This window comes from Pseudomonas fluorescens, from assembly GCF_902498195.1.
GTDB classification, from domain to species: domain Bacteria; phylum Pseudomonadota; class Gammaproteobacteria; order Pseudomonadales; family Pseudomonadaceae; genus Aquipseudomonas; species Aquipseudomonas fluorescens_BU.
In genome coordinates, this window is record NZ_CABVIY010000001.1 from 897,124 (window position 1) to 911,673 (window position 14,550).

General features: G+C 62.0%; 9 protein-coding genes. 6 read left to right on the forward strand and 3 right to left on the reverse strand.

Going from position 1 to position 14,550, the window contains the following annotated elements; translation table 11 throughout:
- Positions 1 to 29: 29 nt before the first annotated feature.
- The 4 genes from F8N66_RS04250 to F8N66_RS04265 all read left to right on the forward strand — a co-directional run bounded on the left by F8N66_RS04250 (position 30) and on the right by F8N66_RS04265 (position 7,844).
- Positions 30 to 3,137: an efflux RND transporter permease subunit gene (locus F8N66_RS04250; protein ID WP_150768977.1), complete on the forward strand. Its 3,108-nt coding sequence runs from the start codon at positions 30 to 32 to the stop codon at positions 3,135 to 3,137.
- Positions 3,134 to 4,627 (forward strand): efflux transporter outer membrane subunit, encoded by a 1,494-nt coding sequence (locus F8N66_RS04255; RefSeq protein WP_150768978.1) that lies wholly within the window; start codon positions 3,134 to 3,136, stop codon positions 4,625 to 4,627. The genes F8N66_RS04250 and F8N66_RS04255 overlap by 4 nt, the downstream gene beginning before the upstream one ends.
- A 269-nt stretch (positions 4,628 to 4,896) precedes the next feature.
- The gene (locus F8N66_RS04260) at positions 4,897 to 6,978 is read left to right on the forward strand and encodes a putative bifunctional diguanylate cyclase/phosphodiesterase (protein ID WP_150768979.1); all 2,082 of its coding nucleotides are present in this window, start codon (positions 4,897 to 4,899) and stop codon (positions 6,976 to 6,978) included.
- Between the two features lie 119 nt (positions 6,979 to 7,097).
- The gene (locus F8N66_RS04265; protein WP_150768980.1) at positions 7,098 to 7,844 is read left to right on the forward strand and encodes an SDR family oxidoreductase; all 747 of its coding nucleotides are present in this window, start codon (positions 7,098 to 7,100) and stop codon (positions 7,842 to 7,844) included.
- A 150-nt stretch (positions 7,845 to 7,994) separates the two neighbouring features.
- Here F8N66_RS04265 and mapR read toward each other — a convergent pair whose 3' ends face one another.
- The 3 genes from mapR to F8N66_RS04280 form a co-directional block, all read right to left on the reverse strand.
- Entirely contained in the window at positions 7,995 to 9,404 is a 1,410-nt protein-coding gene (gene mapR, locus F8N66_RS04270; protein ID WP_150768981.1) for a GntR family transcriptional regulator MpaR, read from the reverse strand.
- Between the two features lie 140 nt (positions 9,405 to 9,544).
- Positions 9,545 to 10,960, reverse strand: coding sequence for a cytochrome c oxidase accessory protein CcoG (ccoG, locus tag F8N66_RS04275; protein ID WP_150768982.1), 1,416 nt, complete (start codon positions 10,958 to 10,960; stop codon positions 9,545 to 9,547).
- Positions 10,961 to 11,155: 195 nt separating this feature from the next.
- Entirely contained in the window at positions 11,156 to 11,389 is a 234-nt protein-coding gene (locus F8N66_RS04280; RefSeq protein WP_150768983.1) for a DUF3203 family protein, read from the reverse strand.
- 120 nt (positions 11,390 to 11,509) lie between these two features.
- Here F8N66_RS04280 and F8N66_RS04285 point away from each other — a divergent pair, with 120 nt between their 5' ends.
- Both F8N66_RS04285 and F8N66_RS04290 read left to right on the forward strand, forming a co-directional pair.
- On the forward strand, positions 11,510 to 12,013 hold the full coding sequence (locus F8N66_RS04285; RefSeq protein ID WP_150768984.1) for an MgtC/SapB family protein: 504 nt from the start codon (positions 11,510 to 11,512) through the stop codon (positions 12,011 to 12,013).
- A gap of 499 nt (positions 12,014 to 12,512) precedes the next feature.
- Complete coding sequence (locus tag F8N66_RS04290; RefSeq protein ID WP_150768985.1) at positions 12,513 to 14,507, forward strand: alpha-1,4-glucan--maltose-1-phosphate maltosyltransferase; 1,995 nt, start codon at positions 12,513 to 12,515, stop codon at positions 14,505 to 14,507.
- Positions 14,508 to 14,550: the final 43 nt, after the last annotated feature.

Sequence of the window (14,550 nt, forward strand, 5' to 3'; positions counted from 1 at the left end):
TCAGGGATGGATGTCGGGAGCCGCCGTCGATGAACCTCTCGGGACCTTTCATCAAGCGTCCGGTAGCCACCATGCTGCTGAGCCTGGCGATCATGTTGCTGGGCGGCGTGAGCTTCGGCCTGTTGCCGGTGTCGCCGCTGCCGCAAATGGACTTCCCGGTGATCGTGGTCCAGGCCAGCCTGCCCGGCGCGAGCCCGGAAGTGATGGCCTCGACGGTGGCCACGCCACTGGAACGCTCCTTCGGCGCCATCGCCGGGGTCAACACCATGAGCAGCCGTTCCAGCCAGGGCTCGACCCGGGTGATCCTGCAATTCGACCTGGACCGCGACATCAACGGCGCGGCGCGGGAAGTGCAGGCGGCGATCAACGCCTCGCGCAACCTGTTGCCCAGCGGCATGCGCAGCATGCCGACCTACAAGAAGGTCAACCCGTCCCAGGCGCCGATCATGGTGTTGTCGCTGACCTCGGACGTGCTGGAAAAAGGCCAGCTGTATGACCTGGCCTCGACCATCCTGTCCCAAAGCCTGTCGCAGGTGCAGGGCGTCGGTGAAGTGCAGATCGGCGGCAGCTCCTTGCCGGCGGTGCGCATCGAACTCGAACCGCAGGCCCTGAACCAGTACGGCGTGGCGCTCGATGACGTGCGCAATACCATCGCCAATGCCAACGTGCGCCGGCCCAAGGGGTCGGTGGAAGACGGCCAGCGGCTGTGGCAGGTGCAGGCCAACGATCAACTGGAGAAAGCCAAGGACTACGAGTCGCTGATCATCCACTACGCCGATGGCGCCGCGTTGCGCCTCAAGGATGTGGCCAAGGTCAGCGATGGCGTCGAGGACCGCTACAACAGCGGCTTCTTCAACGACGACGCGGCGGTATTGCTGGTGATCAACCGCCAGGCCGGCGCCAACATCATCGAGACGGTCAACGAGATCAAGGCCCAGTTGCCGGCGTTGCAGGCGGTGCTGCCGGCCAGCGTCAAGCTGAACCTAGCCATGGACCGTTCGCCGGTGATCAAGGCCACGCTGCACGAAGCGGAAATGACCCTGCTGATCGCCGTGGCCCTGGTGATCCTGGTGGTGTTCCTGTTTCTCGGCAATTTCCGCGCCTCGCTGATCCCGACCCTGGCGGTGCCGGTGTCGCTGGTGGGCACCTTCGCGGTGATGTACCTGTACGGTTTTTCGTTGAACAACCTGTCGCTGATGGCGCTGATCCTGGCCACCGGGCTGGTGGTGGACGACGCCATCGTGGTGCTGGAAAACATTTCCCGGCATATCGATGAGGGCGTCAAACCGATGAAGGCTGCCTATCTCGGCGCCCAGGAAGTCGGTTTTACCTTGCTGTCGATGAACGTGTCGCTGGTGGCGGTGTTCCTGTCGATCCTGTTCATGGGCGGGATTATCGAAAGCCTGTTCCGCGAGTTTTCCATCACCCTGGCGGCGTCCATCGTGGTCTCGCTGGTGGTTTCCCTGACCCTGACCCCGATGCTCTGCGCCCGCTGGCTCAAGCCACACACACCGGGCCAGGAAAACCGCCTGCAACGCTGGAGCCGCCGCGCCAACGACTGGATGGTCGGCAAATACGCCACCAGCCTCGACTGGGTCCTGCGTCATCGCCGGCTGACGCTGCTCAGCCTGATTGTCACGGTTGGCGTTAACATTGCGCTGTATGTTGTTGTTCCTAAAACATTTTTACCGCAACAGGATACCGGTCAGCTGATCGGCTTCGTTCGGGGCGACGACGGCCTGTCGTTCAGCGTGATGCAGCCGAAAATGGAGATTTTCCGCCGTGCCGTGCTCAAGGATGACGCCGTGCAGAGCGTTGCCGGCTTCATTGGCGGCAGCAACGGCACCAACAACGCCTTCATGCTGGTGCGCCTCAAGCCGATCAAGGAACGCAATATTTCCGCGCAGAAGGTCATCGAGCGCTTGCGCAAGGAAATGCCCAAGGTCGCCGGTGCGCAGTTGATGCTGATGGCCGACCAGGACCTGCAGTTCGGCGGCGGTCGCGAGCAGACCTCGTCGCAGTATTCCTACATCCTGCAAAGCGGTGATCTTGGTGCGTTGCGCGAGTGGTATCCGAAGGTGGTGACCGCGCTCAAGGCCCTGCCGGAGCTGACCGCAATCGATGCTCGTGAAGGTCGTGGCGCCCAGCAGGTGACGCTGATCGTCGACCGCGACCAGGCCAAGCGCCTGGGCGTCGACATGGACATGGTCACGGCGGTGCTGAACAACGCCTACAGCCAGCGGCAGATATCAACCATCTACGACAGCCTCAACCAGTACCAGGTGGTGATGGAGGTCAATCCGAAATACGCCCAGGACCCGATCACCCTGAAACAGGTGCAGGTGATCACCGCCGACGGCGCGCGGATTCCGCTGTCGACCATTGCCCATTACGAAAACAGCCTGGAAGACGACCGCGTCAGCCACGAAGGCCAGTTCGCCTCGGAAAGCATTGCCTTCGACATGGCCGAAGGCGTGACGGTGGAGCAGGGCGGTGCCGCCATCGAGCGGGCGATTGCCTCGGTGGGCCTGCCGGAAGACGTGATCGCGAAAATGGCCGGCACCGCCGATGCCTTCGCCGCCACCCAGAAAAGCCAGCCGTGGATGATTCTCGGCGCGCTGGTGGCGGTGTACCTGGTGCTGGGTGTTTTGTACGAAAGCTATATCCACCCCCTGACCATCCTCTCGACCCTGCCGTCGGCGGGTGTCGGCGCGTTGCTGTCGATCTATGCCCTGGGGGGCGAGTTCAGCCTGATCTCGTTGCTGGGGTTGTTCCTGCTGATCGGCGTGGTGAAGAAAAACGCCATCCTGATGATCGACCTGGCGTTGCAGCTCGAACGTCAGCAAGGCATGGCGCCGCTGGAGTCTATCCGCAATGCGTGCCTGCAACGCCTGCGGCCGATCCTGATGACCACCCTGGCGGCGATCCTCGGTGCCTTGCCATTGCTGCTCAGCCGTGCCGAAGGGGCGGAAATGCGCCAGCCGCTGGGCCTGACCATCATCGGCGGGCTGATCTTCAGCCAGGTGCTGACCCTTTACACCACCCCGGTGGTTTACCTCTATCTCGACAAACTGCGCCATCGCTTCAACCACTGGCGTGGGGTGCGTACCGATGCTGCTCTGGAAACTCCGCTATGACTGACACATCGCTATTCAACCTGGCCACGCCGCTGGCCACATCGTTGATCAAGGCCCGAGGCTCGCGGTTGCTGAGCCTGACGCTGTGCATGGCGATGCTCAGTGCCTGCGCCGTCGGCCCGGATTACCAGCGCCCGCCAGCCGCCGCGCCGATGGCGTACAAGGAAGCGGCCGGCTGGCGTCAGGCCAATCCGAGCGATTCCCTGGCCCGGGGTGCCTGGTGGGAGCTGTATGGCGACCGCCAGCTCAACGGCCTGATCGAACAACTCAACAGCGCCAACCAGACGGTTGCCCAGTCCGAGGCCCAGTACCGTCAGGCCCAGGCGCTGGTGCGCAGTGCCCGTGGCGCGTTTTTCCCCACCGTGGACCTGAGCATGGGAAAAAACCGCTCCAGCCAGGGCACCGGCAGCAGCAGTTCCAGCCTGACCAGTTCTTCCAGCGGTATTCGCGACACCTACACCGCCCAGGCCGGCGTCAGCTGGGAAGCGGACATCTGGGGCAAATTACGCCGTGGCCTCGAAGCGGACACCGCCAATGCCCAGGCCAGCTACGCCGATCTGGCGGCGATGCGCTTGAGCCAGCAGTCGGAGCTGGTGCAGAACTACCTGCAATTGCGGGTCATCGATGAGCAGAAGCGCCTGCTGGAAGCAACCGTGGAGGCTTACAAGCGCTCGTTGAAAATGACCGAAAACCAGTACCGCGCCGGGGTCTCCGGCAAGGATGCGGTGGCCCAGGCCCAGACGCAGCTCAAGGGCACCGAAGCAGACATGGTCGACCTGATCTGGCAACGCGCCCAGTTCGAAAACGCCATCGCCGTACTGATCGGCCTGCCGCCGGCCGAGTTCGAACTGGCTGAAAGCGAGGACATCCCGGCCTTGCCCGAAGTCCCGCTGAGCTTGCCTTCGCAGTTGCTGGAACGGCGTCCGGACATTGCCTCCGCCGAGCGCTCGGTGATGGCCGCCAATGCCAACATCGGCGTGGCCAAGGCGGCCTACTACCCGGACCTGACCCTGAGCCTGAACGGCGGTTACAGCAGCAGTACTTCCAAGGATTTGTTCAGCCTGCCCAACCGCTTCTGGTCGGTGGGCCCGCAACTGGCCATGACCCTGTTCGACGGCGGCCAGCGTTCGGCGGAAGTCGACCGCAGCGAAGCGGCCTACGACGAAACCGTGGCCAAGTACCGCCAGACCGTACTCGACGGCTTCCGTGAAGTGGAAGATTACCTGGTTCAGCTCAAGGTCCTGGAAAACGAAGCCGTGGTTCGCCAGCAAGCCCTGGACGCGGCGCGCGAATCCTTGCGCCTGACCCAGAACCAGTACAAGGCCGGGGTGATTGCCTATCTGGATGTGGTGGTGGTTCAGGCGGCGGCATTGAGCAACGAACGCAGTGCGCTGAGTCTGCTGCAGAGCCGCTTGATTGCCAGCGTGAATCTGATTGCCGCACTGGGTGGCGGCTGGGACGGGCAGCTTCAGGTGAGCGACAAACAGTGAAGCATTGTCCCTGTAGGAGCTGCCGAAGGCTGCGATCTTTTGATCTTGATTTTCGCTGATCGGGAAAGGATCGCAGCCTCGTTTCACTCGGCAGCTCCTACACAGACAGGTGCCGGGATAGAGCATCTACGGTAGATCAAACAAGCGTTTCATCGGCTTGATGGCGAAATGATAACTTTTTCAGTGCGTTAAATGGCGGAATCAATATAATCGCCAAATTTGCCCCACCGAGAAGGGAAGCAGTACGGGGGGCGGTGGCGAGACTCCTTATGCTCATCGGTAGCTATTCTCCAACGCTGGTCGTCATCTCACTTTGCGTCGCGATCCTCGCCTCATACACTGCGCTCGACCTGACCGGGCGTATTGCCACTGCCAAGGGGCGAGCCGTGCATTTATGGACGGCCGGCGGCGCATTCGCCATGGGCGTCGGCGTCTGGTCGATGCACTTCATTGGCATGCTCGCGTTCAAGCTGCCGATCGACCTCGGCTACGACCTCACCATTACCTTGCTTTCGCTGCTGATCGGCATCCTGTCCTGCGGATTCGCCCTGTGGCTGGTCAGCCAGCCCCGATTGCCGGCCTGGCAACTGGCGTTCGGCGCCCTGGTGATGGGCGCGGGGATCAGCGCCATGCATTACACCGGCATGGCCGCCATGCGCATGCAACCGGGCATCGATTACGACCCGACGTTGTTCGGCACCTCGCTGTTGATTGCGGCCGGGGCGTCGGGGGCTGCGCTGTGGATTGCTTTCCGCCTGCGCCAGCACGCGCCTTATGTCCGCCTGATCCGTGGCGGTGCGGCGGTGATCATGGGGATTGCCATCGTCGGCATGCATTACACGGCCATGGCCGCCGCACGTTTCCCGGACGGCAGTTTTTGCGGTGCGGCGGTAGACGGTTTGAGCGGCAAGGGCCTGGACAACCTGGTGCTGATCACCACGCTGGCGGTGTTGAGCATCGCCTTGCTGACCTCGATCCTTGACGCGCGCCTGGAAGCCCGTACCGCCAGCCTTGCCCACTCGCTGACCGAAGCCAACCGTGAACTGACCCAACTGGCCTTGCACGACACCCTGACCGGCTTGCCGAACCGGGTATTGCTGGCCGACCGCATCGACCAGGCCATCTCCCGGGTGAATGGCGAAGGCGGTTGTTTTGCGCTGATGTTCATCGATCTGGACGGCTTCAAGCCGGTCAATGATGCGTTTGGCCATCACATGGGCGACCAGTTGCTGCGCGAAGTCAGCCTGCGCCTGCGTGAGGATTTGCGCAGCCAGGACACCCTGGCGCGCATCGGCGGCGATGAGTTCGTGCTGCTGGTGCAACTCAGTGACCAGAATGACGCCATGGGCCTCGCCGCCCGCCAGGTCGCGCTGATCGCCCGTCCGTTCCGCGTCGCTGAGCATGATCTGCAGATCTCCGCCAGCGTCGGCATCTCGCTGTATCCGGGCAATGGCCAGAACGCCCACGAACTGCTGATGAACGCGGATGCGGCGATGTATCACGCCAAGGGCGCCGGCAAAAACGGCTACAGCTTCTTCGACGCCTCGATGAACAGCAACGCGCGCAAGCAGCTGCAACTGCTGCAAGACTTGCGCAACGCGGTCGAGCAGCAACAGTTCAGCCTGCATTACCAGCCCAAGTTCGATGCCGCCAATGGTCAGCCGGTCGGCGCCGAGGCGCTGTTACGCTGGGAGCATCCGACCCAGGGCATGCTGCTGCCGGACAAATTTATCGAGCTGGCGGAGAAGACCGGGCTGATCATCCCGATTGGCGACTGGGTGCTCAACGAAGCCTGTCGGCAGATGCGCGAATGGTACGTGCTGGGCTACACCGACTGGCGCATCGCGGTGAACCTTTCGGCCTTGCAGTTCTGCCATGCGGGGTTGGTGAAAAGCGTGGCCAAGGCCTTGTCCACGCATCACTTGCCGGCCAACAGCCTGACCCTGGAAATCACCGAAACCACGGCCATGAGCGATGCCGATGCGAGCATGACGGTGCTGCAGGAGCTGTCGGATATGGGCGTCGACCTGTCCATCGATGACTTCGGCACCGGTTATTCGAGCCTGATGTACCTCAAGCGTTTGCCGGCCAATGAACTGAAGATCGACCGGGGCTTTGTGCGTGACCTGGAGCGTGACAGCGATGACGCGGCCATCGTTTCGGCGATTGTCGCCCTCGGTCAGGCGCTGGGGCTGCGCATCGTCGCCGAAGGCGTGGAAACCGATGTCCAGCAGGACTTCCTGACGCAACTGGGGTGCAACTCGTTGCAGGGCTACCTGCTGGGGCATCCGTTGCCGGCCGAGCGGTTCATGATGGAGATTCATCGCTCGGAGCAGTTGGCACTGGCCTGACGTACCGCGTTATCGTTCTGCGCGGCGGTACGGCGAAGTCACCGTCACATCATGCAAAAACCGCCAAGGCCGGTTATTCTTGCCCCCGACCGCATACGCTTGAAACGGGGAAAGCCTGCATGGAAAAAGTCATCGTCATCACCGGCGGCAGTCGCGGCATTGGCGCCGCTACAGCCCTGTTGGCCGCTGAACTTGGCTATCGGATCTGCATCAACTACCAGTCGGATGAAGAGGCGGCGCAAGGCGTGCTGGAGCAAGTCCGCGCACGGGGCGCACAAGCCATTGCGGTGCGCGCCGATGTCAGCATCGAAGATGAAGTGATCGCCCTGTTCAACCGGGTGGACAGCGAACTGGGCCGCGTCACGGCACTGGTGAACAATGCCGGCACCGTCGGGCAAAAGTCCCGGGTCGACGAAATGTCCGAATTCCGCATTCTCAAAATTCTCAAGACCAACGTGCTGGCGCCGGTGCTGTGCGCCAAGCACGCCATCCTGCGCATGTCGCCCAAGCATGGCGGGCAGGGCGGCAGCATCGTCAACGTCTCCTCGGTCGCCGCACGCCTGGGCTCGCCCAACGAATACGTCGACTACGCCGCCTCCAAGGGCGCGCTCGACACCTTCACCATCGGTCTGTCCAAGGAAGTGGCGGGCGAGGGGATTCGCGTCAATGCGGTGCGACCGGGTTACATCTACACCGATTTCCACGCACTGAGCGGCGATCCGGATCGGGTCAGCAAGCTGGAATCGGCGATCCCCATGGCCCGGGGCGGGCGGCCAGATGAAGTGGCCGAGGCGATTGTGTGGTTGTTGTCGGACAAGGCGTCTTATGCCACCGGGACTTTTGTTGATTTGGGGGGTGGGCGCTAGTCCCTTGGATTTGCGTTGCCAGCACTGGCCTCTTCGCGGGCAAGCCCGCTCCCACAGGGTTCTTTGTCGTACACAGAATTTGTGTCCATCACCGTCCATTGTGGGAGCGGGCTTGCCCGCGAAGAGGCCGGAACGGGCGACGCAGAGCTGTCAGAACGAACGCACAATCCGTCCCAACGTCTCCATCGCCTTCTCGGCAGCCTCGCTCCACGGGCTGCCGTAATTCAACCGAATGCAATGCCTGAAGCGCTGGGCCGGGGAAAAAATCGGTCCCGGGGCGATGCTGATGCCTTGCGCCAGCGCCATCTGGAACAACTTCAACGAATCCATCTGCGCCGGCAGTTCCAGCCACAGGAAGTAGCCGCCGGCCGGTTGGCTGACGCGGGTTTCTGCCGGGAAATAGCGGGCAATGGCCGCGAGCATGGCGCTTTGCTGCTCTTCCAGGGCGTAACGCAGTTTGCGCAGGTGCCGATCGTAGCCACCGTGTTGCAGGTAATCGGCGATGGCGGCCTGGGCCGGCATCGAGGCGCAGAGCGAGGTCATGAGTTTCAGGCGTTCGATCTTCTGCGCGTAGCGCCCGGCGGCGACCCAACCCACCCGGTAGCCCGGGGCCAGGCTTTTGGCGAAGGAACCGCAGTGCATCACCAAGCCTTCGGTATCGAACGCCTTGGCCGGTTTTGGCGCTTGTTGGCCGTAGTACAACTCGGCGTAGACATCGTCCTCGATCAGCGGCACCTGGTGGTGGCGCAGCAACTCGACCAGTTCCTGTTTCTTCGCCTCGGGCATGGTCGCGCCCATGGGGTTCTGGAAACTGGTCATGCACCAGCAGGCCTTGATCGGGTGGCGTTCCAGGGTTTGCGCCAGGACGCCAAGATCAATGCCGTCACGCGGGTGCACCGGGATTTCCACGGCCTTGAGTTTCAGCCGTTCCAGAACTTGCAGGCAGGCATAGAACGCCGGGGCTTCGATGGCCACCAGGTCGCCGGGTTCGGTGACCGCTTGCAGGCACAGGTTCAACGCCTCCAGGGCGCCATTGGTGATCAGCAGTTCTTCCATCGGCAGCATCAGGCCGCCGACCATGTAGCGCAGGGCGATTTGCCGGCGCAGTTGCGGGTTGCCCGGCGACATGTCGGTCACGACCATGCGCGGGTCCATCTCGCGACTGGCGCTGGCCAGCGAGCGTGACAGCCGTTGCAGCGGGAACAGGGTCGGGCTGGGGAAGGCCGAGCCGAACGGCACGGTGTTCGGGTCCTTGATCGAGTCGAGGACCGAGAACACCAGTTCGCTGACATCGACTTCGGTCGATTCATTGACCTGGGTGCTGATCACCGGCTCGGAAAACGGCCGTGGCGCATGGGCGTTGACGAAGTAGCCGGAGCGCGGCCGGGCGCGGATCAGGCCACGGCGTTCGAGCAGGTAATAGGCCTGGAACACCGTGGACGGGCTGACCCCGTAGGTCTGGCTGGCGTAGCGCACCGACGGCACGCGTTGGCCGGGGCCGAGGACGCCGGAGCGGATCAGTTCAGCGATGTCGTCGGCGAATTTTTCGTAGCGTTTCATCGAGTGCCCGATTGGTATTGTTCAGAAAAATCGAGGTGACTTCTTCGCGAGCAAGCCCGCTCCCACATTGGATTTTTGAACACTGGAGATCCGATGTGGGAGCGGGCTTGCTCGCGAATGGCGCACCGCAGTCTAAAGCGTTAACGATTCATCGGCGCAACAAACCGGCTCTTGGCCACACTGGAGACGCCCGGCTCATCGCTGTCGACAATCTTGAAGCTGATGCCCTGCGAACTGCTGCTCGCCCGTTCCGTGGTCATCGCCACCGACACCGGGATATCGACAATCTCGCCGGGTGCCAGGCTCAAATCGGTCTTGCCTTGCAATTGGAAGCCGTCGCCGTCGACCAGGGTCAGGCGGTAGTCCTGGCGTTGCTGGGTTTTGTTGATGACCTTCAGGCTGTAGATGTTCTCGATCTGCCCCTGGCTGTTCTCGCGGAACAGGCCACGGTCCTTGCTCACGTCCAGCGACACCATCGGCCGCTCCATCAAAGCGACCACCAGTGCGCCGATCATCACTAGCAGCACGGCGGTGTAGCCGATCAGGCGGGGGCGCAGCAGGTGCGTCTTGCCACCCTGCAACTGATGCTCCGAGGTGTAACTGATCAACCCGCGTTCGTAGCCCATCTTGTCCATGATCGAGTCACAGGCGTCGATGCACGCCGCGCATCCGATGCACTCCATCTGCAAGCCGTCGCGGATGTCGATGCCGGTGGGGCAGACCTGCACGCACAGCTGGCAGTCGATGCAATCGCCCAGGCCGGCCTCGGCCGGTTTGACGTCGCGTTTGCGCGGGCCACGGTTTTCGCCGCGGGCGACATCGTAGGAAATGGTCAGGGTGTCCTTGTCGAACATCACGCTCTGGAACCGTGCATAGGGGCACATGTGCATGCACACCGCTTCGCGCAGCCAGCCGGCATTGATGTAGGTGGCCCCGGTGAAAAACAAGACCCAAAACAGGCTGACGCCGCCCATCTGCAAGGTCAGCAGCTCTTCGGCCAGCGGCCGGATCGGCGTGAAGTAGCCGACGAAGGTCAGGCCGGTCAGCAGGCTGATCGCCAGCCACAGGGTGTGCTTGGCCGAGCGGCGCAGCAACTTGTTCAGGCCCCAGGGCGCGGCTTGCAACTTGATCCGTTGGTTGCGCTCGCCTTCGGTGATTTTCTCGCACCACATGAAGATCCAGGTCCAGGAGCTTTGTGGGCAGGTGTAGCCGCACCAGACCCTGCCCGCGAACACGGTGATGGCGAACAGGCCGAAGGCGGCGATGATCAGCAGCGCCGACAGCAGGATGAAATCCTGCGGCCAGAAGGTCGCGCCAAAGATGTGGAATTTGCTTTCGGACAGGTCCCAGAGTAATGCCTGGCGGCCACCCCAGTTCAACCACACCGTTCCGAAGAACAGCAGGAACAGAACGCCTGCGCCGCTGATGCGCAGGGTACGGAACAGGCCGGTGAAGCTGCGGGTGTGGATCAGGTTGTCGCTGGTCTTGACCTTCATCTTGTTGGGGCGTGAAGGTTCAAAGGTTTCTACGGTTCGGACGGGGATTCTCTCGCTCATGGTCTTTCGCTCATCAGCCTCCATCAGGCATGAGCACTATGAGCGTCGATCTGTTTGCATAACAGACTCAGGTATTTGAATAAAAACCGGATCAGATGCCTGCTGAGGCCCCGCCTGCGACAAGTTGAAGCACTTGGCGCGGCGGGATGCGAATGCCTGCCTCAGGCGCTGGCGGGTGATGTTGATGCGGGTCAGTCAAATCACCGAATCACTGTCCGTGGCCTTCAAATGCCGGCGACCGTCAACGGCACCTGCTACGGTCAATGCGTCGGCTTCTGCTTCGGTGATGTAAATGCGCTGGCCATTGAGGTCGACCGCCGACATGGCTTTGGCGCCGTCAGTGATGATGGTCACATCGGGGCACAGGCGAATTTCCTCGCCATGTTCAACGGTGAAGAAGCAGGTCTGGTTCTCGATGCGTACGGGCATGACGTGATCCTTTTTTGCGACGGGTTAAACGTTAGGGCGCACGCACCGGGCTTCGTTCTGTGCAACCGATTAATGGTCGATGCGGTCCATCCTCCATAGCCCCCTCACAAGGACCTCACCATGAACGCCTGGTGGCACGAAGTCTGGGTGACCCTGCAAGCGGAATTCGCCGACATTGGCGATGCTTCGCAGTTGACGCGTATCACCGTGCGCCTGCTGATGGCGGCCATTCTGGGCGGCATTCTCGGTTTCGAGCGCGAGCACAAGGGCAAGGCGGCAGGCGTGCGGACCCACATGCTGGTAGCGCTCGGCGCGGCGTTGTTCGTGCTGGTACCACAAATGTCCGGCGCCCAGGCCGATGCCATGAGCCGGGTGGTGCAAGGCGTGATCGCCGGGATCGGTTTCCTGGGAGCCGGCACCATCCTGAAAAACCAGGAGGGCGACGAAGGCCACGTCAAAGGCCTGACCACCGCCGCCGGCCTATGGATGACCGCCGCCATCGGCGTATCCGCCGGATTGGGCAGGGAAGCGACGGCGCTGTTCAGCACCTTCCTGGCGCTCGCGATTTTCAGCGTCATGCCAAGGATCGTGAAAATGTTCGAGAAAGACCGCGATCCCCCGTAGGAGCTGCCGCAGGCTGCGATCTTTTGATCTTGATCTTTGCCCTCTTCGACACATCAAAAAAGCAAGATCAATAGATCGCTATCTGCGGCAGCTCCTACATTGAATCTTCATGAGTTTGGGGCACGGTATCAGGGTTGGACAATCACCGGCGGCATCGTCGTCGGCGGTTCTTCCCTCGGTGGCGGGTTGCTGCCGGGTGGGTCTTCTTCAGGCACTGGTTGCGGGTCGCTCGGCGGGATTACGGGGTCGTCGATGTTCGGATCGGGGGTTTCCGCGGGGAAGGGGTTGTTCATCGTTCAAGCCTCCGGTGGCACATGGCGTGAGTCGTGCTTAAGTGGATTGACCACTGCGCGAAGGATTTGATTCCAGTCAATTGCCGATGAACTTTTGCAGGCGGCTGTCGCTCGGAACCTAAGTGAGTTCATTCGGTGAGGGACTGACCGATGTGGATGACAATCAGACACGAGAGCGTCCTTGGGGCGTACAGGAGAGATGCTCGATGACGGCTGAAAAACCTGGTGAGTTGAGCTACAACCCGCATATTCCATTGTCGCAGGCCTTGTTGTTGCCGCGAATCGCCATCGAAGACACCATGCCGACCCTTGAGGGCGGGCAGTTCGCGATCAAGGCCGTGGCAGGGCAGGACGTGGTGGTGACCAGCAAGGTGTTTGCTGACGGCCATGACAAGCTGGCCGTGCGCCTGCGCTGGCAAGCCGAGGGCGACGACGTCTGGCGCAGCGAGGTCATGACCGACCTGGGCAACAATGGCTGGCAGGGCCGGTTTCGTGTTGAGGCCCAGGGTCGTCATGTCTTCTGTATCGAAGCCTGGATCGACCAGTTCGCCAGTTTCCGTTATGAACTGGAGAAAAAGCATGCCGCCGCCGTTCCTGTCAGCCTGGAGCTGCAGGAAGGTCGGCTTTACGTTCAGCAAGCCGCCGAACGCGCGGAAGGTGAATTGAGCGAGCAGTTGTCGGCGTTGCACCACGAGCTGTCCGGGCTGCTGGAAACCGAGCAGGTCGCGTTGTTTCTGCACCAACGTAGCGCCGAACTGATGGCCCAGGCCGATCATCGCGCCTACCTGAGCCTCAGCCCCGAGTACCCGGTGGATGTCGAGCGTGAACTGGCGCAGTTCGCCAGTTGGTATGAATTGTTCCCGCGTTCGATCACCGACGATCCGGCGCGGCACGGCACCTTCAACGATGTGCATTCACGGCTGGCGATGATTCAGGACATGGGCTTCGACGTCCTGTATTTCCCGCCGATCCATCCGATCGGGCGCAGCTATCGCAAGGGGCCGAACAATTCCCTGACCGCGGGCCCCGATGATCCGGGTAGTCCCTATGCCATCGGCAGCGAGGAGGGCGGGCACGAGGCGATTCATTCGCAGCTGGGCACCCGCGAAGACTTTCGCCGGCTGGTGGCGGCGGCCGCCGATCATGGCCTGGAAATCGCCCTCGACTTCGCCATCCAGTGCTCCCAGGACCACCCCTGGCTGAAGCAGCATCCGGGCTGGTTCAACTGGCGGCCGGACGGCACGATCAAATACGCGGAAAACCCGCCGAAGAAATACCAGGACATCGTCAATGTCGACTTCTATGCCGTGGAAGCGATTCCCAGCCTGTGGGTTGAACTGCGCGACATCGTCGTCGGTTGGGTGCTGGAGGGTGTGAAGCTGTTTCGTGTCGACAACCCGCACACCAAGCCGTTGCCGTTCTGGCAATGGCTGATCGCCGATGTGCGGGCGCTGTACCCCGACGTGATCTTTCTCGCCGAGGCCTTCACCACGCCGGCGATGATGGCGCGGTTGGGCAAGGTCGGTTACTCCCAGAGCTACACCTACTTCACCTGGCGCAACACCAAGCAGGAGCTGGCGACCTATTTCACCGAACTCAACGAATCGCCCTGGCGTGAATGCTACCGGCCCAACTTCTTCGTCAATACGCCGGACATCAACCCGGCGTTCCTGCATGAGTCCGGGCGTCCCGGTTTTCTGATCCGCGCGGTGCTGGCGACCATGGGATCGGGCTTGTGGGGCATGTATTCCGGCTTCGAACTGTGTGAATCGGCGCCGGTGCCCGGCAAAGAGGAGTACCTCGATTCCGAGAAGTACCAGATCCGTCCACGGGACTTCACCGCGCCCGGCAACATCATTGCCGAGATCGCCCAGCTCAACCGGATTCGCCGACAGAACCCGGCGCTGCACACGCACCTGGGCCTGAAAATCTACAACGCCTGGAATGACAACATTTTGTATTTCGGCAAACGCAGCGCTGATGGCAGCAACTTCATCCTGGTGGCGGTCAACCTCGACCCGCATAACCCGCAGGAGGCGAATTTCGAATTGCCGCTGTGGGAAATGGGCCTGTCCGACGACGCCAGCACCCAGGGCGAAGACCTGATGAACGGCCATCGCTGGACCTGGCACGGCAAGTACCAGTTCATGCGCATCGACCCGGCGTATCAGCCGTTCGGGATTTGGCGGATTACCCCATAAGCGCAGGTCTCCTGTGGGAGCGGGCTTGCTCGCGAAGGCGTTG